This window comes from Pseudomonas sp. MPB23 (assembly GCF_046605395.1).
Taxonomy (GTDB): domain Bacteria; phylum Pseudomonadota; class Gammaproteobacteria; order Pseudomonadales; family Pseudomonadaceae; genus Aquipseudomonas.
On sequence record NZ_CP176771.1, the window covers coordinates 4,870,472 to 4,895,116 of the forward strand.

General features: G+C 61.1%; 19 protein-coding genes. 6 read left to right on the plus strand and 13 right to left on the minus strand.

Features of this window, described 5'->3' with window-relative positions; genetic code table 11:
* Positions 1-48 precede the first annotated feature (48 nt).
* The 3 genes from ACLH0J_RS21965 to ACLH0J_RS21975 form a co-directional block, all read right to left on the minus strand.
* Positions 49-564, minus strand: a complete 516-nt coding sequence (locus ACLH0J_RS21965; protein WP_411389008.1) for a hypothetical protein — start codon at positions 562-564, stop codon at positions 49-51.
* A complete protein-coding gene (locus ACLH0J_RS21970; RefSeq protein ID WP_411389009.1) occupies positions 561-3,176 on the minus strand; it encodes a glycoside hydrolase family 19 protein in 2,616 nt (871 codons plus the stop codon). Before ACLH0J_RS21970 ends, ACLH0J_RS21965 begins: the two co-directional genes overlap by 4 nt.
* Positions 3,177-3,387: 211 nt before the next feature.
* Positions 3,388-4,260, minus strand: coding sequence for a Dyp-type peroxidase (locus ACLH0J_RS21975; protein WP_411389010.1), 873 nt, complete (start codon positions 4,258-4,260; stop codon positions 3,388-3,390).
* A gap of 138 nt (positions 4,261-4,398) precedes the next feature.
* On the opposite strand from ACLH0J_RS21975, the gene ACLH0J_RS21980 reads away from it, so the two are divergent.
* Positions 4,399-6,015: an NADP-dependent glyceraldehyde-3-phosphate dehydrogenase gene (locus ACLH0J_RS21980; protein WP_411389011.1), complete on the plus strand. Its 1,617-nt coding sequence runs from the start codon at positions 4,399-4,401 to the stop codon at positions 6,013-6,015.
* A gap of 23 nt (positions 6,016-6,038) precedes the next feature.
* Positions 6,039-7,100: an FUSC family protein gene (locus ACLH0J_RS21985; RefSeq protein WP_411392874.1), complete on the plus strand. Its 1,062-nt coding sequence runs from the start codon at positions 6,039-6,041 to the stop codon at positions 7,098-7,100.
* 105 nt (positions 7,101-7,205) lie between these two features.
* On the opposite strand, the gene ACLH0J_RS21990 is transcribed toward ACLH0J_RS21985, so the two are convergent.
* The 3 genes from ACLH0J_RS21990 to ACLH0J_RS22000 form a co-directional block, all read right to left on the minus strand.
* Complete coding sequence (locus tag ACLH0J_RS21990; RefSeq protein WP_411389012.1) at positions 7,206-11,099, minus strand: hypothetical protein; 3,894 nt, start codon at positions 11,097-11,099, stop codon at positions 7,206-7,208.
* Between the two features lie 377 nt (positions 11,100-11,476).
* Complete coding sequence (locus tag ACLH0J_RS21995) at positions 11,477-12,229, minus strand: TetR/AcrR family transcriptional regulator (protein ID WP_411389013.1); 753 nt, start codon at positions 12,227-12,229, stop codon at positions 11,477-11,479.
* A 96-nt stretch (positions 12,230-12,325) separates the two neighbouring features.
* Positions 12,326-12,556, minus strand: a complete 231-nt coding sequence (locus ACLH0J_RS22000; RefSeq protein ID WP_411389014.1) for a hypothetical protein — start codon at positions 12,554-12,556, stop codon at positions 12,326-12,328.
* Between the two features lie 30 nt (positions 12,557-12,586).
* On the opposite strand from ACLH0J_RS22000, the gene ACLH0J_RS22005 reads away from it, so the two are divergent.
* The 4 genes from ACLH0J_RS22005 to ACLH0J_RS22020 are packed head-to-tail and all read left to right on the plus strand — an operon-like array spanning position 12,587 to position 17,204.
* Positions 12,587-13,294: an ABC transporter ATP-binding protein gene (locus ACLH0J_RS22005; protein WP_411389015.1), complete on the plus strand. Its 708-nt coding sequence runs from the start codon at positions 12,587-12,589 to the stop codon at positions 13,292-13,294.
* On the plus strand, positions 13,291-14,490 hold the full coding sequence (locus ACLH0J_RS22010) for an ABC transporter permease (protein WP_411389016.1): 1,200 nt from the start codon (positions 13,291-13,293) through the stop codon (positions 14,488-14,490). Before ACLH0J_RS22005 ends, ACLH0J_RS22010 begins: the two co-directional genes overlap by 4 nt.
* Entirely contained in the window at positions 14,483-15,961 is a 1,479-nt protein-coding gene (locus tag ACLH0J_RS22015; RefSeq protein ID WP_411389017.1) for a TolC family protein, read from the plus strand. Before ACLH0J_RS22010 ends, ACLH0J_RS22015 begins: the two co-directional genes overlap by 8 nt.
* Positions 15,951-17,204 carry an efflux RND transporter periplasmic adaptor subunit gene (locus tag ACLH0J_RS22020; protein WP_411389018.1) on the plus strand — a complete coding sequence of 418 codons (1,254 nt, stop codon included), beginning with the start codon at positions 15,951-15,953 and terminating at the stop codon, positions 17,202-17,204. The genes ACLH0J_RS22015 and ACLH0J_RS22020 overlap by 11 nt, the downstream gene beginning before the upstream one ends.
* 213 nt (positions 17,205-17,417) lie before the next feature.
* On the opposite strand, the gene ACLH0J_RS22025 is transcribed toward ACLH0J_RS22020, so the two are convergent.
* The 7 genes from ACLH0J_RS22025 to ACLH0J_RS22055 are packed head-to-tail and all read right to left on the minus strand — an operon-like array spanning position 17,418 to position 24,558.
* On the minus strand, positions 17,418-18,812 hold the full coding sequence (locus tag ACLH0J_RS22025; protein ID WP_411389019.1) for an FAD/NAD(P)-binding protein: 1,395 nt from the start codon (positions 18,810-18,812) through the stop codon (positions 17,418-17,420).
* Positions 18,813-18,824: 12 nt separating this feature from the next.
* The gene (locus ACLH0J_RS22030) at positions 18,825-19,592 is read right to left on the minus strand and encodes an ABC transporter ATP-binding protein (RefSeq protein ID WP_411389020.1); all 768 of its coding nucleotides are present in this window, start codon (positions 19,590-19,592) and stop codon (positions 18,825-18,827) included.
* Between the two features lie 3 nt (positions 19,593-19,595).
* Positions 19,596-20,936: an ABC transporter substrate-binding protein gene (locus ACLH0J_RS22035; RefSeq protein ID WP_411389021.1), complete on the minus strand. Its 1,341-nt coding sequence runs from the start codon at positions 20,934-20,936 to the stop codon at positions 19,596-19,598.
* A gap of 17 nt (positions 20,937-20,953) precedes the next feature.
* Positions 20,954-22,003, minus strand: a complete 1,050-nt coding sequence (locus ACLH0J_RS22040; protein ID WP_010566900.1) for a branched-chain amino acid ABC transporter permease — start codon at positions 22,001-22,003, stop codon at positions 20,954-20,956.
* Between the two features lie 4 nt (positions 22,004-22,007).
* Entirely contained in the window at positions 22,008-22,889 is an 882-nt protein-coding gene (locus ACLH0J_RS22045) for a branched-chain amino acid ABC transporter permease (RefSeq protein ID WP_411389022.1), read from the minus strand.
* Entirely contained in the window at positions 22,889-23,659 is a 771-nt protein-coding gene (locus ACLH0J_RS22050) for an ABC transporter ATP-binding protein (RefSeq protein ID WP_411389023.1), read from the minus strand. Before ACLH0J_RS22050 ends, ACLH0J_RS22045 begins: the two co-directional genes overlap by 1 nt.
* Positions 23,656-24,558 carry an AMP-binding protein gene (locus tag ACLH0J_RS22055; protein WP_411389024.1) on the minus strand — a complete coding sequence of 301 codons (903 nt, stop codon included), beginning with the start codon at positions 24,556-24,558 and terminating at the stop codon, positions 23,656-23,658. The genes ACLH0J_RS22050 and ACLH0J_RS22055 overlap by 4 nt, the downstream gene beginning before the upstream one ends.
* Positions 24,559-24,645: the final 87 nt, after the last annotated feature.

A 24,645-nucleotide genomic window follows, 5' to 3' on the forward strand; every position in this document is an offset into this window, starting at 1 on the left:
AACCTTCCTTAACGAATTCATTGACACTCAACCTGCGCAATAACCACTTTAGTGCTCTGTAATATCATTAGGCGGAAACACAAAGCCATAACCTCTAACGAATTCATCTGCCACCTCTTTTATCGCACTGCTCCTTATGTCCTTTTCCCCAAATGAATTATCGGTGCATTTAGCACTCATGATAGCCTTGTTATCCTTGAACACGTCCAGAAAAGATTTAGCACCAGGTCTCTCCTGTGGAACACCAAAAACATAACTATATTCACCTCGCCTAAACCCTAGATAAACAGTATAGGTGGCGAGATCCACCCACCGACTTAACGTCCTATCACTGAAAAAAACAGAGTTCATCTCCACATTCGAACTCAAACCAAACCTATAACTAACCATCGCCCTATCAGCACTAGCACAAAAAGATACCGTCCTGCTCTTTGCTTCCTCCAACTGACAAGAAGCGATGATCAACTCATCAGGTGCACACAGACTGAATCCAGCACTGTACGAATCTAAACTCACGCCCAGAGAAGTCAAAAAAACCACCATCCTACCGTTGATTACGCTCAAGTCAGAACCCTCTCCGCAAGTTCATATGCAGCCTTTCTCTCTTCAAGCCCAACGCCCCCTCCATTCACTCTTCTTGTCACACCGCCAACATCCGAAAAACCATTTCCACACTCTGCATCATAGATCCTATAATTCAGCCAGAACCACAAAGCGCTTCGTATGGCATTAGGCTCTTCATTAATAAGATCCGGATCCTCCACTGTATTGGGTACGGCGCCCTGCCAATACTTAGAATACGCCTGCATGAATCCATTATATTTTTCATACCCCGTTATCTGTATTAAACCTCTGCCACGAAAATTATATCCATCATCAGGAAATGACTCCCGATTACCATTTAATCGCTGAAAATGCTTGCGACCAATATTTCGCTGATTAGCCCTGCGAACAATCCGCCCCTGCTTATCTTTCAAGTATCCGTCCTCTTCTGCTTCGATCGGATACGCGCGATAGTAAGCACTAAATGATCTCAGGACTTCCCGTGAATACTCCCAACTCTCAGAGACGCCTCTCATAGAGGAACCCACCTCCCCTTTAATCTGAGCGAAAAAGTGGCGCTGCCGCAGTCTAGTATCTAACTTAAACTCGCTTAAGCGACCGTTTATCTCACCAAGCACTACATCAATATCACTATCATCAGCAGTAGGAAATATCATTTTCAACTGCGCGAAGGTGATTTCTAGAGGACTGACGACTAAGAAACGAGCTCCCAACCCCACCGGATGCAAGTGATACACCCGCCCATGCACCGGCAACCCCACTTTCGGTGCCACTTCATTCCACCAACTGATCTGCTTGATCCGCTCCTTTTCCGCCAGCCAGTTCCGCAGTGGGGTCGAAGCACTATGGTCAAGCACTTCATCCAGCGCGTCCCACTTATGGGGGGTGTGGCGCCATTCGCTTTCGTAGTGGACGATCAGTTGCGCCAGCGATTGAGCGTACGCGGGTAGGCCAATGGCTGACTGCAACTCGGCAGCGGTCATGTTCCCATCTCGGTCACGGTCGATGATGTCGTACAGACGGCTCTTTAGCGGCCCTTTATCCGACTTGTCGGCCAAGTCCCCATGGCGTTCGAGTTCTGCCTCGCTGAACTGGCCAACCGCTCGAAAAAAGGACGCCAGGGATTGTCCAGGGGCTTCGTCGTTGAAAATGACGTCGTAGCCTTCCCACGACCACGGGTTGACCCTCGGAGTGATGCCCACTTCTTCGCGCAGCCAGCCATCGAGTAACGTGCCATTCGCGTCGTGGAGTAATCCATCAAGGCGGTACCAGTGGCAGGTTTTTCGGTCTGCCGTTGCCGCGATAGTGATTTTATTCTCGGCTGGGAGGCCATTGAGCAAGCTGTCAGGCACCAGTAGATCGGCATCACTGAGTGTGTTGGCTTCGTTCAGGCTGGGTGGGTAGGTGGCGCTGAAGTGCGCCTGATGCATTACGAGGGTAGTGCCCTTGGCAAGTTTCAGCCAAGTCTTGCCTGTGATGGGCAGTCGTTGTGCCCAGGCACGGCTCGTCTCTATGAATGATTCCACGCAGTCAGCGCTGAACGCTTCCAGATGCAACTTTGTTTCCGGGTGTTCCGCATCGCCGTTTTGGTAAGTCCCCATATGACCGATCAAGTCGCCCGCTTTGATCGCGATGGGCTGATCGAGAACCACAATGCGGTCCGCTATGGGTTCGCGCACACCGTCCAAGGAGTCGAAGTGAACATACTGATTGACGCGCTCCAGCTTACGGAATGCGCCTTCGCCGCTGGCGGTAACTTCCGTGCCATGGGGCAGCTCCATCAGGATGGTGCTGCTGATGTTGGCTTCGGCGCGCACGCGCAGTGAGGGATTCGCCTTGATCCGATACTCATCACCGGCGATGTGGGCCAGATAGTCAATGTGAAGGTAACCGAGCAGCGAGCCATCGGCGCTTTTCAAGCGATCAGGCCCATGGGTGTTTTCCAGTTTTCGGAATTCACCTTTGCCGCTGACCGTCACTGGCGTCCCCGGTGACAGCAATCCCAGCGCTTTGCCGTGCTGCGCCTGGTTGTAAACCTTCAGACCCTGTTCCCTGGGATGGCCTGGGAGTGTATCCCCCGCCGTTGCTTTAACATGGCCGCTTAGTCCCTCGGGCCAGAAGGCCGGACGGGGAATGGAAGGGTCATGCCTGTAAACCGCCCAATCCCGCAGGTGCATGTACAGGCTATAAAAAGTCAGGCTTGGCGGTTCGTCCGGGCTTCCTTCGATTTCGGGTGCGACAAGTCGATGGCGTACCAGCACGAAATTGCGTGAAAAGGGCTTTGGCACGCACAGCTGTTCAACGACGTAGGTCGTGGTCGGCGAGTGCTCGTCGATGCGGTAGGCCACCACTTCACCATCGGCCAGGCCATGCACGCTCGATTGGTCCAGAGTGGCGGCTGTGCCACCGTCGAAATGCACCCCGCCGTGCCAAAGGCCATTGCGTCCCAAGGGGTAATACCCCGCCACCGCATTGGCCATCTGGGTCAATTGCAGCAACGGGTTGGTCTTATCCTTGAAGGGATGGCACCAGTTCTTCAGTGGCGCGAGTGTGTCGTCACTTATTTGTGCAGGCGGTTGAGGCGGCGCACAAGGATTGTCTGAAACATACATCGGCTCACTTCGGTTTGGGCTGGAAAGGTCAACTCTCTGATTCTCCATGGCGCGCTTCACTCAAGGTCGGCAAAAGGGCAACCCAGAGAACCGCATAAGTTCCTGGGTCTGCGAAGTCCCAGAGAGTAAAGAGTTGCTATCCGCGCCGAATGTCAGAAGGTTCGCCTTTTAAAGACAGGCACTTCCCTAAGTGCCGGCACTGCCCAGGCCGTCAGTGGGCTTGGACTGCCAGTGCACTCAAGTCCAAACGCCCATCCCTGACCGGCGGGCACCAGTAATAGCCACCGGTCAACGGCGTGCTGATGCGATACAGGCCATCGACAATCCCGTCTTCCAGGCCGCTCATGCGGCGCAGTTGCGCTTCGAACGCATCGAAGGAATGCCCGAACGCAAGGAACATCAAACCTGCCTGGCCGTTCTCGGCCCAGGGCATGGAGCGGCGTACCACGAAGGCTTCCGGGGTGAAGCTTTCCTGGGCGGTGCGCTTGGTGTGGGCGGATTCGGGGGCGTCTTCGAGTTCTTCGTTGTCGCCATGGCGGCGGCCAATGATGTGGTCGCGCTCCTGGGCGGGCAAGGCGGCGAAGCCGTCGAGGTCGTGCTGCCATTGCTGGATCGCGGCGAAGCTGGCGCCGCTGTCGGTGAGGGCGGCCTCAACGGCGGCGTCATCGTGGGGGTTTTCGGTGCCGTCTTCGTAGTCGGTGAGGTCGAAGCCGGTCTTGTAGCGAAAGCCTTCGATCGACTGCACCAGGCGGAACGCCGGGGCCAGGGCCTTTTCGAACGCACGGCTGCGCAGCAACAGCTCGCCGCGATCCACACCCTGCAGCCACACCCACAGCGCCTGCTGGGTGGACGGATTATGTGCACCCGGCCCGCTCACGTCCGGGAAGGCACGCAAGCCGTCAATGCCCGCGCCCAGCGCATTCACCAGCGGCTCGCCAAACCCGACCACTGCCGCCGCGTCGGCCAACTGCACCAGCGCGTCCAGCGCAGCGGGCACGGCTGCCAGGGTATCCACGGTAAAAAACAGATGGCGTGCCTGCAAAGGCACCGGTGCGGCAAGAATGCCCGGCTGGTACTGGCTCATGTGAACTCCTTCAAGAAAGCCACAGAGTTTACCCGGCACATGCCACCGTGCGAACTGCAAAGCGCACAAGTCTTGCCATGAAGCCGGTTGTTGGGTGACTCTCTAGTCATGTTTTGAAACCATTTCAGGGGTAGCGACATGACCACCAGCAACCTGCTTGCCCAACTGTTTCCCGCCAGCGCCGCCGATATTCCCGAGCAATACCGCCTGGCGGCGCCCATCGAACAGCGTGATTACTTGGTGGATGGCCAGTTGCAGGTGTGGAACGGCCCGTTGGCCCAGGTCATCAGCCCGGTGCAATTCGGGGACGAACGCGTGCATATCGGCAGCACCCCGCTGCTCGACGCCGACACCGCCCTCACCGCCCTGGACGCCGCCGTGCGCGCCTATGACCGTGGCCAGGGTGCCTGGCCGACGATGCGCGTGGTCGAGCGTATCCAGCATGTGGAAGCGTTCCTGCGGCGTATGCGCGAACAGCGCGAGGCGGTGGTCAAGCTGCTGATGTGGGAGATCGGCAAGAACCTCAAGGACTCGCAGAAAGAATTCGACCGCACCTGCGACTACATCACCGACACCATCAACGCCCTCAAGGAACTCGACCGCCGCTCCAGCCGCTTCGAGCTGGAACAGGACACCCTCGGCCAGATCCGCCGCGTACCGATGGGCGTAGCGCTGTGCATGGGCCCCTACAACTATCCGCTGAACGAGACGTTCACCACGCTGATCCCGGCGCTGATCATGGGCAACACCGTGGTGTTCAAGCCGGCCAAGCTCGGCGTGCTGCTGATCCGCCCGTTGCTGGAAGCATTCCGCGACAGCTTCCCGGCCGGGGTGATCAACGTCATCTACGGCAGTGGCCGCGAAACCGTCAGCGCGCTGATGGCCAGCGGCAAGATCGACATCTTTGCCTTTATCGGCACCAACAAGGCCGCCAGCGACCTGAAAAAACTGCACCCCAAGCCGCACCGCTTGCGCGCCGCACTGGGCCTGGATGCGAAAAACCCCGGCATCGTGCTGCCCGAGGTGGACCTGGACAACGCCGTCAGCGAAGCGATCACCGGTTCCCTGTCGTTCAACGGGCAGCGCTGCACCGCGTTGAAAATCCTGTTTGTGCACGAGGATGTGGTCGCCAGTTTTATCGAGAAATTCAACCGCAAGCTGGCCACGCTCAAACCCGGCATGCCCTGGGAAGACGGCGTGTCGCTGACGCCATTGCCCGAGGTGGGCAAGGTGGATTACCTCAACGCGCTGGTAGCCGATGCGACGCAACACGGCGCCAAGGTAGTGAATGACAACGGCGGCATCAGTCGCGGCTCGTTCTTCTACCCGGCGGTGCTGTACCCCGTGACCCCGCAGATGCGCGTGTACCACGAGGAACAGTTCGGCCCGGTGGTGCCGATCGTGCCTTATCGCGACCTGGAGACGGTGATCGACTACGTGCTGGACTCGGATTTCGGCCAGCAACTGAGTCTGTTCGGCACCAACCCGGCGGACATCGGGCGCCTGGTCGACACCTTCGCCAATCAGGTCGGCCGCATCAACATCAACGCCCAATGCCAACGCGGGCCGGATACCTTCCCTTTCAACGGGCGCAAGAACTCGGCCGAGGGCACGCTGTCGGTACATGACGCACTGCGCGTGTTTTCGATCCGCACCCTGGTAGCCACCAAGTTCCAGGAAAGCAACAAGGCGCTGCTGGGTGAGATCCTGCACAACCGTGATTCGAGCTTCCTGACCACCGACTACATTTTCTAGAGGACGACGCGCTGTTGATTAACCTGCCTTTGCCTGCGTTTGCCCGGCGCCTGCTGCGCCCATTGCTCGACCCGTACCGCCGCTATCGCCATGCCAAGTTGATCCACGCCGTGCGCGTGTCCATCGGCTTGCTGGCCACGATCCTGCTCACCACCGGCATCAACCTGCCCCATGGTGAGTGGGCATCGGTGACCATGCTGATCGTGATCGGCGGTTTACAACACCACGGCAATATCGGCAAGAAAGCCGTGGAACGCGCCTATGGCACCTTGATTGGCGCCAGCGTCGGTCTGTTGATCGTGCTGCAGCAGGCCTACTTCGGCCAGCCGCTGCTGACTTATCTGTTGATGTCGGGGGTGTGCGGGTTCTTTTCCTATCACGCCATTGGCAAGGGCGGTTACATCGCGCTGCTGTCGGCGATCACGGTGTTCATCGTCGCCGGCCACGGGGACAATCCGATTTCCGATGGCCTGTGGCGCACCGTCGACATCCTGATCGGCATCGCCCTGGCCCTGGCGTTCTCCTTCGCCCTGCCGCTGTATGCCGTGTACTCGTGGCGCTACAACCTGGCCAGTGCCTTGCGTGATTGCGCACAGATCTACAGCCGGATCATCAATGGCCAGTCAGTCACCGACGATGAGCACCTGAAACTGCTCAACCGCCTGAATGCGGCGATGCTGCAACTGCGTTCGCTGATGCCCTCGGTGTCCAAGGAAGTGCGCATTTCGATGACCGAACTGGACGCGATCCAACGGCACCTGCGCCTGTGCATCAGCACCCTGGAGATTCTCGGCAATACCCGCCCGGACCCACACGACGAACAGGCGATGGCGCGGATGCAACTGATGTTGAAGGCCGAGCACCGGCAGATTCGGGTGCAGTTGGTGGGGATGGCGCGGGCGTTGAAATCGGGGGTGACGCCGCGGTTGGAGAGAGCGAGCCACCTCACGGGCGGCGAGCCTGGGCTGGATGCGCCGGTGTACAGCGCACTGGATGGGTATCGGTTGTTGACGGTTCAGTTGGCGGCGAATGTGGATGCGATGCGCCAGCGTTTGGCGCAGACCTCCACGCACTGGAAGATTTGACGCCCGGCTAAACAAGCGCGGGAAAATGCGGGATAGCATCAATTGACCTATCCCGCACGTCATCACGCCCATACCTGTTGCCTAACGTCAGTAACGACTATCGGACTACGTTGGTTGCAAACACCATGCCCAGGCCCGCCAGTTGACCCCCAGGCACGAAATCTGTGCAGGCTGCCGGGTATCCCAAGTGGCATCGACCAGCCAGAAACAATAAACACCGTTGTCTATGCACACCCAGTAGTACGCGTCATAGGGGACCGGGAATTGGGAAGCAGGACCATATACCCTCTGCATGTACTCAATGCCATTGGTCCAATCCAACCCTATGGCGCCCGGTAGTGACCTGCGCCAGTTATAGGCTTCAGTACTGGTTAACGAGTTGGCGTTCTCACGTACACGCCATACATTAGAAACGCTGACACTGTATGAAACCGTGTGTCCGACCCCGTCTCGAACATCAATGACAGTGCTGCCGTTACTGTACCCCACCACCTTTCCACCCGAGGTCACCTGCGCAATGGCCGCGTTCCGCGAGGTATAGGTATAGGGAGGACTACCACCAGTCGCCAAGCGGGTTAGCGCATTGCCCGGATAATCCTGTCCATTTCTGGGCCAGTTGAATGCGATGATTGCGTACCCATTCAAGTACATCACCGAAGCATCAATCTGCAGTGCCTGCGCCACGGTGTAGGTCGTGACAGGAAAGCTCACCGCGCGAGCACGATCAGATCCACCATCAAAGGTGACACTGCACTCCACGGTAAATTGGCTATTGTTCGGCAAGGCTTGCAGCCAACTACGCAGCACGGCTTTGTTCGCCAATCCATTCAGAGCCTCCGACGCCGTAATCGCAACACCATTGAGCACCGCCAACTCTGAGCCTGACGTCCGTTTACAGGTCAGCCATACCCGCTGCCCGCTTGTACTCAAGCGCCACTTGGCGACCGCTGCCTGGGCATTTCCGTTGAAGGTGTTGAGATCCAACAAGCCTGCGTTGGCAATACCGTTAATCAATGGTCGCGGCAGGCTGGCGGCGGCAATGGTGTTGATCCTTACCGTCTGATCCTCAGAGGGAACAGTGTTGCCATTACGCAGAAGGGTGTAGCGCAGCACTATGGTGCTGTTGACACTCCGGGCCAGGATCGCGTTGTCGAACGTGAACACCACGGTGCCACCCTCCAGACCGTCCAGCGTGGCGCTGTGAATGCTGGCGTCTTGATAGATCCATTCCAACGAGATCTTGTCCGTGTTGAGCATGCCGTCGTAGCGCACACTGACCCTTACATTGTTTTCAATCGACAATGGCTCCACGGTCACGCTCGGTCCGGTCCCCGAAGCCCCCGCGATAAACGGGTGCGGCAAGACACCCGGTAATGCCTGCACCTGATACTCACGCACCCGGAACAACAGCGCAGTGGATCTGTCGGTGCCACGATCAAAGCTGACCCAGAAACGGATGGTCAGTTGTGAGCCATCACGTAAGTGACGAAGTTCATCCACCGGCGTCGGCGGCATGATGCCATCCACTTCCCCGTCGGCGGTGACCAGATTGTTGGTGTAAGTAGCCTCAAAATAGAGGCTGCCATCGGCATACGTTCCCTCATACTCCATCCACATCCGCTGCAACCGATGGATGAAGGGCCAGCGGTTGATGGTTGTGCGTTCGTAACCGACCAAGCGAGACAAATCCAGCACCGGACTGTCGCCAATGCCCTCGATGGTGGGGATCGGCAAAGTGGTCAGGGCGAGCAGTTGCAATGTGAGGACTTCGGAAGGCGTTTCCCGGGCGCCGCGAATCAGGAAATATTGCACCGTAATGTGACGGCCATCCGGGTGAATATTGGCCCCGACCACGGTGGCAGGCACATTGAACTCCAGGGTCTGGTGGCTATTGCCATCCTTGGTTTCACAATGGCTGCCGACACCGGGAATACCGCTCCAACAGGCCCGAACCCGATCCGTGGGACGCATCTGGTGGAAGCTCACCCAAATGGTGGCTCCCGCCGTGGCCGCCTCCGGCGTCAACTGATCGGGGTGGCGGGAAGCCTCCAACACCTCGGGCCTGATCAAATCGCCCAGGGCCGGCCCCACACTGACCACCAGCACTTCGGAGCGTAGCGCTGGCCCGCCGTTCCCCGGGATCAGGGTGTAGCTCAGCCGCAGCTCACCATTGTTGTTCAGGTCGACGTAAACCTTGTCCACCGGAAACTCGACCGGCCTACCAGCGGTCCCCCCGTTGAGGATTATTTCGTCGCCGGTGCTTCCACCAACACCTGAACCGACCCAGCGCCAGATAAAGGTGTCGTCTGGCGCCGTGCGGAGATAGGGCAGTGTGACAATGGCAATGCCGATGACATCCGCCGGGTCAAGGTTGTCATGCTCGTCAACCCCTTGCAGCAGCGGTGCGGGCATTTCGGCCACGCGCTCTCCGAACTTCACGACCAGGTGTTCCGACTCCCTGATCGCCAGCGCACCAATGCCCCCAAGTACACCGATCACACCGTCGTCCACGCGGTAGAAAAGCCTCGCATCGCCCAGGCCGACAAACCGCTGGAACTCGGTGCGGGGCACAATCCGGAAACGCGTCGGTGGCGGTGGAGCACCAGCAAGCAATGTCTGCTCATAAAATTCCACACCACCGCCAGGCCGCAGGGCTTCCAAGCGCAGGGTCACGTTGTAGTTGCGGTCATAGGGGGTATATTCAGGAAACTCCACCGTGATGTAGTCCAGGGTCGGGTCGATCAACCCCGCATCATCTTCCACGACATTGACGGCTGGCATCGTCGAGACAACGCCGAACACCGTCACTGTCAGGCGACGGGAACTCCCCAGTACAGTTCCCAGAGGGAACTGTAACTCGTAGCTGATCTGCAGCGTGCCATTGATCAGTTGCTTGATCAGGTCATTGTCCACATCAGTAAACGCAGAACGGTTGATCCGGGCCGGGAACGGAGGTAACTGCACGACCAACGGAGAACCGTCGTGACGCGTACCGTTCAACGTCACGACGATCTGGGTACCGGTAGGTGTCAAGGAACCATCGGGCAGGCGGTTGGGCACATAAACCTCAACCTCAAAGTGACCGTCCCCTTGGGTATCGAAATCGACATCGGTGATGTCGTAGCCATCCACCAGAAAGTAGGGACGTTCGAGCAGGGAGGGGTCCAGATCGCTTTCCAGATGAACAGCCTGGGACCATTGCTGCAGCTCGCCGGAATAATTCAGCACTTCATCCTGGACCCGAATCCGGATGGTCAACAGGCCGCTGCCATGGGGCCGAAAGATGATCTCCGGCTCTACCAGGATTTCAATGGGCCTCGCCCCGGAAACATGATCGTCATCCAGCCGCATCAGCACCAAGTGACCGTTCCAATACAACTCGATGGTGTCGCGCACGCGTATTTCGGGATAACGAAAGATCGTCAGCACCACACCATGAAGGGCTCGTTCCGGGTCCAGCACGGCGCCCGGCGCGCTGAGGTCAGGGGGCAAACTCACCTTCAACTCGGAATGGTAAGGCAGCCCAGGATCCTGATCGACACCACCTGGCCGAGTGTCCTTGACAAACCACGTCTGCTTGGGAGAAGTGCTCTCATTATTGCTACCCACCCGCAACACACGCCCGAAGCAGGGGTAGACAAACCCCAGCGGCACTAGCTCGCGGCTGATAGCCAGTTGGTAACGTAACTGGTTATCTTCGCCCGGCCTGATTTCGTCCCAGGCCAAAGGAAACCGCTCGTTCCCCATGAAGAACTCAAACACATCACCGGCCTTCAGGTTGAACCAGCGTTCAAAGTTTATGAACAATTTGTTTTCAATATGACGGATTCCCAACCCGCTATCGGCATACACCACGGGTTGGACCGCGTTATTGACGTAGGGGGAGTCGAGGTCTTCAACGAAGATACCTCCACCTTCGCAGCGGGTGCAAAAGTCCCTATCAGGCAGTGCAGGTCCAGAGGGAGTAATAGACTCAGAAACAATCGGATTGTCAGGCATGGCGAGACTCCTTGTTAAGACGCTATGAGCGCGCAGGACATGGAAAATCAAACACCCAGCCAATAGGAGCGTCTAGCTGTCAACGTTGACAGTGGCGACGAATGGCACAGCATCGCGCTGTGCTTCAAGCGAAAGCGCCCTCAATACCACGGCCGCACTTTCACACTTTCTCTTACATATTTTTCACGCTTTATTCACATCCAGAGACGTAGGGTAAAGCCTCATCCGTTACAAACGTTGCACATCAAGCCCGCCGCCCCAGCGGGCTTTTTTTTCGCCCAAATAAACCAGCAACAAACCGCCCGCGCGAAACGCAACAACGCCGGGGTTCACTCGAACGCCGGCGTTACTGTTGCGGCTCTTCGGCCTGCGGGGGATCAGCGTGAAGCTTTGTTGGCGGGTGCCGCCGCTTGCTCGCGAATGGCCCGCTGGGTATCCAGCACCTTGGCCAGTGCATTTTCGGCTTGCGGGCTTTGCTGCGGCACGCGAATCGCCGCAGAGACCAGGGTGATCAGCTTGGCCATGACTTCGGCATCCGTGGCCGGGCGGCCGAGGCTCATGGAGTTCATCAGCAAGCGCAGTTCAGTCCCCGCCATCACCCCGGAAATCGCCTTGAGCGCAAATTGCAGGCGTACGCCCAGCTCATTGCGCGGCAAATCCGGCAAGGCCAGGGCAAAGGCTTCAAAGAAGCGCTGGAACACCGGCTGGTAATGCACCTTGAGGTATTCCTGGATGAACGGCGAGGTATCGCTATAGACCCGGCCCAGGAACCGAATGAACGAGCGCCCTTCCCCACTGGCCGGATCGCTGCGCTCCAGGCCCATGGCCGGGGCGAACAGCACGCCGAGCAGGGTGTCGCAGTCCAGCGGGCCGTCGGATTCGGCTTCGCAGCGCGCCAGCAGTTCCAGGCGTTGCTCGTTGAGCGGTTCCAGACGCTGCATCAGCAGGGTTTTCATCAGGGAATCCTTGTCCCCGAAGTGGTAATTCACGGCGGCCAGGTTCACCTGGGCACGCTCGGTAATCTGCCGTAGCAGAACGGCGTCATAGCCGTATTTGATGAAGAGAGCCTCTGTCGCATCCAGCAATCGAGTCTTGGTAATGTTTGGAGCGCTGAGTTTCTTCGCGACCATAAAAGTTCCACGTGGGAAATATTGTTTTAAAAAATAATTTGATTTTTTATACCGGGCCCGCCGGCCTAAAGCAAGTGATGACACTCCGCCATACGGTCAAAAGCCTTTGCTGATGGGCTTTTCAAGGCAGGTCAAGGGTTCGTTGATGGGCCTGAATACCCGCTGATGAAATCGTTTCAAAGAGTAAAAACGCTCTACTTCGATGGCTGGCGAAGCCAGCGGAACCCGGTTAGTATTCAAAGAATATTTTAAAAACAAGAAATAAAACCAGTCCGTGACGCGTACCAGGCGGCTCCCGAACTTGTTACAAAGCTTTTCAGGGGGCATGACGGCAGCATCGAGACTGAAGGCGTAGTCATGATGACAGACACCCCCGCGCACCCAGGCTTGATCTCTCTGCAAGGCATCGGCAAAAGCTATCAGTTGGCCGGGCAACACCTGTCAATTCTCAATGATGTGTGCCTGTCCATCGCCAGCGGTGACAGCTGCGGCATCCTCGGCGCCTCCGGCTCCGGCAAAAGCACCCTGCTCAATATCCTCGGCCTGCTGGACTTGCCCAACTGTGGCCAGTACCACTTCGCCGGCCACGATATTTTCAACGCCAGCCCCGACCAACTGGCCGCGATCCGTAACCAGCAAATCGGTTTTGTATTCCAGAGCTTCAACCTGCTGCCGCGCCTCAGCGCCCTGGACAACGTCGCCCTGCCCCTGAGCTATCGCGGTGTCTCGCGCCATGAGTCGGTGGAACAGGCCCTGCGCATGCTTGAACAGGTCGGCCTGGCCGAGCGCGCCCACCATCGTCCGGCCGACCTCTCCGGTGGCCAGCGCCAACGCGTGGCGATTGCCCGCGCACTGGTGGGCAAGCCGTCGGTGATCCTTGCCGACGAGCCCACCGGCAACCTCGACAGCACCACCGCCCAGGAGATCATGGATCTGCTCCTGGCGCTGAACCGCGAGCAACAGGTCACGCTGATCATCGTCACCCACGACTCACACATCGCCGAGCGCCTGGAACGCAAGATCCTGGTGCGCAACGGCGTGGTGCAAGAGGCGGGGCGCCTATGAGCCAGCGGGTCGAACAGAGCCTGAGCCAACTGCTGCACGAGGCGCTCGTCAGCCTGCGCACCCTGGGCAAACGCTCGATCCTGGCCTTGCTGGGTATCGTGATCGGCAGTTCATCGGTGGTGGCGTTGATCAATATCGGCCACAACGCGGCGGTGGACGCCGCGATGATTTTCAAGGACATGGGCACCGACACCCTGGTCGCCCAGTTCCCGCCGAAGGGCAACAGCAACGTACCGATGCGTACCCGCCTCGACCTCGACGCCGTGCGCCAGGCCGTCCCGGGCATTGCCCATATCGGCGCGCTCACGCTGTTCAGCGGGCCCATCGTGTTCCATGGTCGCAGCGCCAACGCCAATGTGGTCGGCATCACCCCGGACATCAAAGACGCCATGCGCCTGCTGGTACGGGACGGGCGTTTCCTGTCGAGCTTCGACGCCAACGAAACCTACGCCGTGATCGGCGACCAATTGGCCCAGAGCCTGAGCGCGCCGGGCGATGCGCTGAAAGTGGGCGAGCGCGTGCGCATCAACAACTACCTGTTTGTGGTGGTGGGTCTTCTGCACCCTCAACCACGGGCGATGCTGATGCCGGTGCAGGCCAACGAGTCGCTGTTCCTCCCCGCCGAAGGCATGCGCCGGATCTACGCCACCCCGCAAATCGGTAACGTGATCATCCGTGCCGCGCCCGACCAGGACATGGAGCGTATCGCGACACAGGTCGCCACCGCCTTGAACGCCCAACTTACCGACCACGAGGTGGGCATCACGGTGCCTCAGCAAATGATCGACGGCATGACCCGCCAAAGCCGCACCTTTGCCTACCTGCTGCTGGCCCTGGGCGCGATCTCCCTGATCGGTGGCGGTGTCGGCGTGATGAACGTGATGCTGATGAACGTCTCGGAACGCCGCCGCGAAATCGGCATTCGCATGGCGTTGGGCGCGCGCCAGCGGGATATCCGCAACCTGTTTCTGCTCGAAGCGGTGACGCTCACGGCCGTGGGTGCGCTGTGCGGCGCGGTACTGGGCATGACGGCCGCCTGGCTGTATGCGTGGCTGTCCGGCTGGGCGTTTGCCCTGGCCGTCGCCGCCCTGCCCTTGGGGATCGGCAGTACGCTGCTGGTGGGCTTGTTCTTCGGTATCTACCCGGCGGTCTCGGCCTCGCGGTTGCAACCGGTGGAGGCCTTGCGCGATGAGTAAAGGCCTCTGGTTACTCGCGTTGGTGTGCCTGCCCGGGGTGGCCGCCGAGGTGGTCATCAAACCGTCGGCGCCGAGCACCACCCGCAGTGGTTACGAGCGCAGCGTGTCGCTGAATGCCCAGACCACCAGCATGACCCTGGGCGACGCCGTGTACCTGGGCCTGCGCAACAACCCGGCGATCCGCAGCGCGTACCTGCAACGGGTGGCGCAGAAGTTCGACCTGCGCGTGGCCGAAGATACGTTCAACCCCAAGCTCACCCTCAACAGCTATTACCGCGGCACTCGCGGCTCCAGCGACAATTCGCGCAACGCCAACGTGGCGCCGGCCACCAGCCTGCTCGGCGAGTACGGCACACGCCTGAGCATGGCCTGGACCCAGCAACTGAACAACGCCGACCGCGCTGGCCGCTACCGCAGCGACGGCCTGGACCTGGCGCTGATCCAGCCATTGATGCGCGGCGCCGGCTGGGACGCCACCACCGCGCCGCTGCGTCTGTCGCGCCTGGCGGAACAGGCCAACCGCTTGAACCTCAAGGCCACCGTGGCGCAGACCATCAGCCAGATCATCGCCACCTACCGCGAGTTGCTGCGCGCCCAGGAGCAACTGAGCATCGTGCAGGACGCGCTCAAGCGCTCCGGCACTTTGCTGGAAGTGAACAAGGCGCTGATCAGCGCCGGGCGCATGGCCGAGTTCGAAATCGTGCAGACCGAGGCCGACATCGCCACCCAACAACTGGGCGTGGAAGAGGCGCAGAACCAACTGGACACCAGCCGCCTGGCGCTCCTGCGCCTGCTGGCCCTGGACCTGTCCACGCCGATTCGCGCCACCGAAGCCCTGGAGGCCAAGCCCATGCAGCTCGACAAGCGCCAAGCCTTCAACCTCGCGCAGACCCAGCAACCGGAATACCTCGCCACCCTGCTCGGCAGCCAGCAGGCCGACCTCAACCTGGTGATCGCCAAGGACTCTGGGCGCTGGCAAGTGGACCTGGTGGCCGGCGCGAACCAGGTCCGCGACAACTACGACAATGATGCCGGCCGCAGCAACAACCGCACCTGGGACAGCTACGCCGGGGTGCAGGTGCAGATCCCCATCGGCGATATCAGCACGCGCCAGGCCGAAATGCGCGCGCGGGTGAACGTCGAAGACCAGCAGATCCGCATCACCGACGCCCGCCAGGAACTGGAACGCAGCGTCAACGATGTGGTGCGCGACCTCGGCACCCGGTGGCGCCAATATGAAATCTCCCAGCGTGCCGTGGACTTGTCGCGGCGCAAGATCGAGATCGAGCGGGAAAAACTCAGCGCCGGTCGCTCCACCAACTTCCAGGTGCTGAGCTTCGAGACCGACCTGCGCAACGCCGAGAACGCACAACTCAATGCGTTGATCGCTTATTTGAACGCCCAGACCCAGCTCGACTTGACCCTGGGCATGACGCTGGAAAGTTGGGAAATCGCCCTCAATGACTACTAATCAGAAACGTCTGCTCGGCGCTGTTGTGATCGTGTTGCTGGCCGGCGCGGGATTGGCCTTGCGCAGCCCGGCTTCGAACCCGGCCACCACCGCCGAACAGTGGCTGGCGGTCAAGCCGGACCCGCTGGTGCACCAGATCGGCCTGGTGGGCAAGATCGAGCCCGACACCACCCAGACCCTCACTGCGCCCTTCGACGGCAATGTGCAGGCCAACCTGGTAGAGCAAGGCCAACGGGTCGAGGCCGGCCAGGTCCTGCTGCGCATGGACCCGTCCACCCTGGAAGTGCAACTGCGCGACGCCCTCTCCGCCCAACTCAAGGCCCGGCGCACCGTGCAAGAGATGCAGGACTGGGACAGCAGCCCCACCGTCAGCCGCGCCCGCCGCAATCTGCGCACCGCGCAAATGACCGCCGGCAACACCCAGCGCAAACTCACCGAAAGCGAAAACCTGTTCCAGCGCGGCATCATCCCGCGCAATGAACTCGACGACCTCAAGCAACAGGTCCAGCAGCAGCAGTTGGACCTCGCGTCGGCGCGCAGCGAGTTGCAACAGGCACTGGAGCAAGGCCAGGGCGAATACCGGCAGATCGCCGATATGGAACTGACTAACGCCACGGTGAAATACGACGCCTTGCGCAAGCTGCTCGAAGGCCGCGAAGTCAAGGCGCCCTTCTCCGGCATCGTGGTGCCCGCGCCCGGCAACAACTCACCCCAGGGCGGCGCCAACAACAACAACAACAACGTGCCCGTGCAGGCCGGCAGCAAGGTCAGTCAAGGCCAGGTGCTGTTCGGGCTGGCCAATATCGAACGCTTGAAAATCATCGCCAAAGTCTCCGAGCTGGACATCAACCAGTTGCATCAGGGCCAGGCGGTGGAAGTGCTGGGCGATGGCTTTGACGGCGAGCGCCTGAACGGCTCGGTGAGCGTGGTCAGCGGCTTGGCGATTGCCAGCGACAGCCAGGGCAGCGCGCAGTTTCCGGTGACCCTGTCGATCCCCCGACTGACGCCCCAGCAAGTGCAGCGCGTGCGCCTGGGGATGAGTGCGCGGCTGACCATCGTCACGTACAACAATGCCCAGGCGATCGTGATTCCGAGCCAGGCGATCCGGCCGGACATGACGGTGGAGTACCGCGCGGCGATGGACCAGCCGGTGGAGCGGGTAACGGTGACCACCGGGCAGTCGACGCCGCAGGGGGTTGAGGTGTTTGGGTTGAAGGCGGGGTTTGTGCGGGTGGGGTCTTGAGGCGGGGTTCGGCTTGAGATTGGCCCCTCACCCCAGCCCTCTCCCCAGGGGGGAGAGGGAGCCGACCGAGTTGTGCAGATTGATACATCGACCTGAAATAATGAGTCGATTATGGATTCAAAGACCAAGCTTCAGGTCGATGTAAAGCGCCAATATTTCCCAATCGGCCCCTCTCCCCTCCGGGGAGAGGGCGGGGGGTGAGGGGCGCCCCCGTCAGCCACGCCCCAATCGCGCAGCCAACGCCTTCGCCTGCAACGCCACATCCGTCACTGCCGTACTTTCCCACCACATCCCGCGCAAAGGCGGGCCCATGGCGAACAGGCGCTGGCTCACCTGCCCCCGAGCATCCAGCACCGCACCAGAGGTATCCGCCGCAATCCCCAACGCCAATGGCCCAGGCTGGATCAACCCACGCTTGAGCAACTGCTGCGGCAACGGCCTTGCCACCCGGCGCCAGTCGTATTCGATGCCGCTGGAATTGATCAGCGCGGCGCCCGATACCTGGGTAAGCGCCTGCTCACCCCGCGCGCGCAAGCGGATCGTCACGCCCTCCCCACCAGGCGCCAGCCCCTTGAACGACGCGGCGCGAATCCGCAACCGTCCCTCTTCATGCAACCGCGCCACCAACTGCGCGCTCAACGGCGGCGAGCGGTGGTGATGGCTTTCCCACCAGGGCCGCACGTGGCGCACGAACTGACGTTTCTCGCGCTCACTGGCCTGGCTCCACAAACGGCCGATATGGGCGCGCACCGTGTCCAGCGGCGCCTGCCAATCGATGCCCTGCGCCACAGCGATCCGGCATTGGCGACGCACCTCGCGCAACAATTGCCGAGGGCTGCGCAGGCGGTGGTCGGCGCCAAGAAAATCCTCCCAGCCCGGCGGCTGCCGGCGCACATGAGGCAACAGGCCGTGGCGCGAAAAAACCTCGATCGGCCCGCGATGCCCGGCCTGCTCCAGGGACACCACGGCATCCACCATGGTCAGCCCGGAACCGATGATCAGCACCGTCGACAGCGGGTCGAGTTGGCGCATGGTCGCCACGTCCCATGGGTCCACGGCGGCGGCGTTCAAGCCGCTGGATTGGGTTTGCGGCGTGCGCGCCGCCGGGAACATGCCGGTGGCCAGGACCGCTTGGGCACCGCGCAGTTGCTGGCCGTTATCGAGGGTCAGCAGGATCGAATCGGCGTCCACTTGCAGGTCGACCACTTCGGCGCGGATATGCTCGACGGTGGATGCCGACTGCGCCTTGGCTTCGGCCAGCCGCTGCTGCGCGTACAAACCGAAAATCCCGCGTGGCGGGAACAATTCACTGATGGGCACGGGCTGCTCGTGCGCCTGCGGCCATCCACCGGCGCCGATGTAGTCAGTGAGCCATTGGGTCAGGTCGTCGGCGTTGTCTGGATCGACGCTCATGCGCGCCGCATTGCCATTCAAGGTGTGGCCCAGTTCGACCGCGCTGTAGGCCTCGCCGCGCCCGAGTTCAGTGCGCGGTTCGATCACCAGAATCTGCCGCTGCCCAGGCAGGCGCAGCAGTTGCGCCGCCAGCAGGGTGCCGCTCAGGCCGCCGCCGATGATCAGGACATCAGCGTTGCGGATGGTTTCAGTCATGCACATTCGCCTTTACTGTTTACCCAGATAAATGTCGTGCAAATCGCCCCGTGCCAACAGTTCGGCGGCGCTGCCACTCAAGGCCACGCGGCCAGTATCCAGCACGTAGCCGTGGGACGCATAGTTGAGCGCGACGTTGATGTTCTGCTCGGCGATCAGGAAGCTCACCTGCTGTTCACGGTTGAGCTGCGCGATGATCTCGAAGATTTCCTGCACGATCATAGGCGCCAAACCCATGGACGGCTCGTCGAGCAGTACCAAAGTAGGACGGGTCATCAACGCCCGGCCGATGGCGACCATCTGCTGCTCGCCGCCGGACGTGAGCCCGGCACGGGTGTGGCGCTTGGTCTTGAGCCGGGGGAACCAGGCGTAGATGCGCTCCAGGTCCGCCTCCATGGCTTTGCGGCTCAGGCGCCGTACAAAACCACCGCTGCGCAGGTTGTCTTCCACGGTCAACTGGCCGAACACATGGCGGCCTTCGAGCACGTGCACCATGCCCTGGCGCACACGCTGGCTGGGATCGACGCCGGCGAGGTCGACGCCGGCGTATTCGATCACGCCACGGCTGACCTCGGCGCGCTCGGCCCGCACCAGCCCGGAAACCGCCTTGAGCGTGGTGCTCTTGCCGGCGCCATTGGCGCCGAGCAGCGCCACGATCGCGCCCTTGGGCACACTCAGCGACACCCCGGCGACGGCAAGGATCGCACCGTCGTAGATCACTTCGATGTCGTTGACGCTCAACAACGACGGGCTGGCGGATACAGCGGCAGTCTGGCTCATGGTTTATTCATCCCCGGTGCAGGTGCGTGGTGTCAGGCCTTTTTCCTTGGCGAACGCTGCGGACTTTGCGTCGATCAGCGGACGCAACAAGGCGCGGTCGGCGGCGATCCATTCGCTGACCAGCGTCCACTGGCTGCCGTCCCACTGCTGCACCCGCGCCGAACCGCCGCCTTCGTGGTCGCGGCACGACAGCTTGAGGTTTTGCATCAGGCCCAGGTAGCCCATGGCCTTGAGCCGTGCGTCGTCGATGTTCAGGTGTTCCAGGCCCCAGCGGCCCTCTTCGCCATTGAGAGGGCGCTTGCCGAATCGGGCCTGGGCGGTGCGGATCGCTTCGACCGCCACGGCGGCGTTCACCAGGCCTGAGTTGTAATAGACGCTGCCGAAGTTTTTCAGGTCCTTGAGGTCGCTGTGGCCTTTATCGAGTACGTACTGCTTGAGGCGTTTGTGGATCTCGAAATCCGCCCCGGCCGGGTATGGCGTGAGCGCCAGGTAGCCTTTGGCGGCGTCGCCGGCGGGCAACACGTCTTCGCTGGAACTGGCCCAGATATCGCCGATGATATGGTCCACCGGGAAGCCGAAGCGTGCGGCGGTTTTCACCGCCACCGGAGTGGACACACCCCAGGTGCGCAGGAACACCCAATCCGGGTTGGCCTGGCGCACCTGGCGCCATTGCGCCGACTGCTCGTTGCCGGGATCGGCCACCGGGATCTGGATATTCTCGAAGCCGTATTTCTCGGCGAGCAACTTCAATGGGCCGAGGGTTTCGCGACCGTAGGCCGAGTCGTGGTAGACCGTGGCAATCTTCTTGCCTTTGAGTTTGTCGAAGCCGCCTTCGCGCTGGGCGATGTAGTTCACCAGGCTCGACGCCTCGCTGTAGAAGGTAAGCATCACCGGGAAGTTATAGGGGAACACCGTGCCGTCGGTGGCTTCGGTGCGACCGTAACCGAGGGTGATCAGCGGGATCTTGTCGACTTCCGCCCGTTCGCTCAGGGCATAAGCCGCCGGCGCACCGTTGGGCTGATACACCGCGACCGGCGCACCATCCAGGCCATTTTTAAAGCGCTCGTAGCACTCGATACCCTTCTCCGCCGTCCATTCGGTCTCGCATTCCTGCCACACCAATTTGACGCCGTTGATGCCGCCTTCGACCTCGTTGATGTAGCGCAAATAGTCGATCATCCCGGCCCACACCTGCACGCCGCTGGAGGCATAGGCGCCGACACGGTAGGTGGCCAAGGGGAAGAATTGCTGGTCGGCCGAAGCCAGGGCCTGGGGGATTGCGCCGGCCAGGACGGCTAACGAGAGCGCGGCGCCGGCCAGTGAACGGTTCAAGGATGCACGCATGGGGATTCTCATAGAGGTCAGAAACGTAGAGGCCACTGACGCAGCCGATCGCGAAGGTTGTGCAACAGGCGAATCAAGCCCTCGGGTTCCTTGATCAGGAACACGATGATCAACACGCCAAAGATGATTTTCTGCAGGTTCTGCAACTGCCCCGCATCCACCGAACCGCCGAACAGCAGTTGCCCGGCGTGACTGAGGAAGATCGGCAGCAAACTGATGAACGCCGCACCGACGAAGTTGCCGGCGATGCTGCCCATGCCGCCGATGATGATGATGAACAGGATCTGGAACGAACGGTTGATATCGAAGCTGCTGGCGCTGGCCGTGCCCAGGTAGGCGAAGGCCCACAGCGCGCCGGCGATACCCAGGTAGAACGAGCTGACCGCGAAGGCCAGGCGCTTGTAGCGCACCACCGGGATACCGACCACGGCGGCGGCGGTGTCCATGTCGCGGATCGCCATCCAGTTGCGGCCCACCTGGCTGCGCACCAGATTGATCGCGGTCCAGGTCAGCAGCAGCACCGTCACCAGGGTCAGCAGGTAACGGCCCAGCGGCGTGTTCAGGTCATGGCCGAACAGCGCCAGCCTGGGCGCGGAGATAGTGCCCGACGAGCCGTAGTTGTAGAACCAGGGGAATTTGACAAACACCCACTCCAGGAAAAACTGCGCCGCCAGGGTGGTGACCATCAGGTAGAACCCCTTGATCCGCGAACTGGGCAGGCCGAACACCAGGCCGACCACGGCGCTGATCAGCCCGCCGCCGAGCAGCGCCAGCGGCAAGCCCAGCTCCGGCAGGCGCAGCAGGAACCCGTAGGTGGCGAACGCGCCGACGGCCATGAAACCGGCCGCGCCCACCGAGGTCTGCCCGGTGTAGCCGGTCAACAGGTTCAGGCCCAGACCGGCCAGGGACAACACCAGGAACGGGATCAGGATCGCATTGAGCCAATAATCGTTGCCCCACAGCGGCACCACGATAAAAGCCAGCACCAGCAGGCCGATCAAGCCAAAGGGCACGCGGCGCTGGATCAGCAGCAGCGGCGCGGTTTGTTGAGCAACAGGTAGCGACATGGTTTCAGACTCGCTCGATGGCGCGCTCGCCGAACAGGCCGGCGGGACGCATATACAGGAAGGCCAGGGCCAATACGTAGGCGAACCACGGTGTGATGCCGCCGCCGATCAGCGGGCCGATATACACCTCGGCAAGGTTCTCCGCCGCGCCGACGATCAGCCCGCCGACAATCGCCCCGCCAATCGAGGTGAAGCCGCCGATGATCAACACCGGCAAGGCCTTGAGCACCACCAGCGACAGCGAGAACTGCACCCCCTGGCGTGCGCCCCACAGTAGGCCGGCCACCAGCCCGACCATCCCGGCCACCGCCCAGACGATCTGCCAGATGCGGTTGAGGTTGATGCCGATGGACAGCGCCGCTGTGGTGTCATCGGCCACTGCGCGCAGCGACACACCGATGCGGGTCTTGTTGAACAGCAGCGCCAGCACCGTCACCAGCACCACGGCGACCGCCGCCGCGATCAGGTCAAACTGGCTGAGCATCAAGGGCCCGACGAACAGCGGCACGTCATCGATGCCCAGGTCCAGGGCGCGCACCTGCGAGCCCATCAAGCCTTGGGCCAGGCCTTCGATCACGAACGACAGGCCCAGGGTGGCCATGAACAGCGTGATCTGCGAACGGTTGACCAGTGGTCGCAGCACCAGGCGTTCAATGCACAAGGCACCGACGATCATCACGATCACCGTCAGCAACAACGCCAACGCGAACGGCACACCCTGGTCATGCAGGCAGACAAACGTCAGCGCGGCAAACAGCAGCATTGAGCCCTGGGCGAAATTGAATACGCCGCTGGCCTTGTAGATCAGCACGAAGCCGATGGCGACCAGTGAGTACATGGTGCCGGCGAGCAGCCCGCCGAGCAGGGTTTCGAGGAAGAACGTCATCAGTGCTTGACTCCCAGGTAGGCCGCGATGACCTCGGGGTTGGCTTGCACCTCGGCCGGGGTGCCGTCGCCGACCTTGCGTCCGTAGTCGAGCACCACCACGTGGTCGGACAGGCCCATGACCACGCCGATGTCGTGCTCGATCAACACCACGGTGGTGCCCAGTTCGCGGTTCACATCCGCGACGAAGCGCGCCATTTCCTGTTTTTCCTCGGCGTTCATCCCGGCCATGGGTTCGTCGAGCAGCAACAGGCTGGGCCCGGCGATCAAGGCACGGCCCAGTTCCACGCGCTTTTGCAGGCCGTAGGACAGGTTGCCCACCAGCACATCGCGGTGGGCTTGCAGCTCGAGAAATTCGAGGATGCCCTGGGCCTGCAGACGAAAGGCCTCGGCTTCACGCCGTGCACGGGGCAAGCCGAGGGCCTGTTCGATAAAGGTGCTGCGCATGTGCCGCGACAGGCCGGTGAGGATGTTGTCGAGTACGCTCATCTTCTTGAACAGCGCGTTGTTCTGGAAGGTACGGCCAATGCCGCGGCGCGCCGCGCCCAAGGGGTCGATGCGCTGGAAGTGCTGGTCCTCGAACACGATCTCGCCGGCGTCGAAGCGGTACACGCCGTTAAGCACGTTGAGTAATGAACTTTTACCGGCGCCGTTGGGGCCGATCAGCGCGCAGATCTCGCCGCGCTGTACATCGAAGGACAAGGCGTTGATCGCCTTGACCCCCTTGAACGACAGCGAGATGTCCCGCACCTGGAGAATGGCTTGACTCATGCGATGTCCCGTTTGAATTCAGCCAGCCACGTGGGCTCGTCGGTGGATTTAAGCGGTTGCCAGATATAGGCCAGGCGTTGAAAGCCCAGCAGTTTGCGCACGCGGTTTTTCAGCAGACGGCGCAGGCCGCTTTGCGGGTGGGCGATGGCCCAGTCGCAGAGGCGACGACGCCAGGTACCGTGGGGCGCCAGGCGGCTTTCGATGTCGTCGGCCACGTGCTGCAAACGCTGGGATGACAGCAGCAAGCCGGTCGGCGCGACTTCACTGCGATCGCGCCGGGCCGAGGCCTGGCTTTCCGGGAAGGCCAGGCCATGACCACTGCTCAGCCATTGCCCCAGCACGACCGCCAGGCCGCCTTGCCAGTGAGTGCCCTCCTCGCTCCACAACAGCGTTTCGTCGCTCGGCTGCCACCAGCGCTGCACGTGTCGCGGCGGGTCTGCCGGGCCGAGCAATTGGTTGAAGTCCAGCACGTTGGCGGCCTGCCAATGCCGCACCTGCTGGCGGCCCTGCACATAAGAATGGGTGGGATGAATACGCCATACCTGTTGCTGCAAGGCCTCGGCATCGAGGTCGTCGGCGAGGGTCAGGACCTGACCGCCCACGGACTGCGCGGCGAGGGCCAGCAACAACAGGTTGGGTTCGTACGCGCCGCTGAGGGCCAGCCGTGACTGCTCGTTGAAACCCTGTTGGCGCAAACCGTCGGCCAGGCGCTCGACATCGCGCAACGTGTCGATCCAGCGCCAGGCATACCACTGGCCCTGGCGCTTGTGGCGCAACGCCGTGCGCAGCGGCGTGATCTGCGCCCAGTGGTGCAGTTGCGCCAGGGCATTGGGCAGGTTGTCGAGCCGTTCGGCGGGCCATTCCAAAACCAGCGGACGTTTGAGGGCGTGCACGCTCATAGGGGTGATGCTCCTATTGGGTGGTCAAGCGTGCGGTGGTCCGCTGGCTGATGTTGATCAGGCAATGAAAATCCAAAGGTGGGAGGG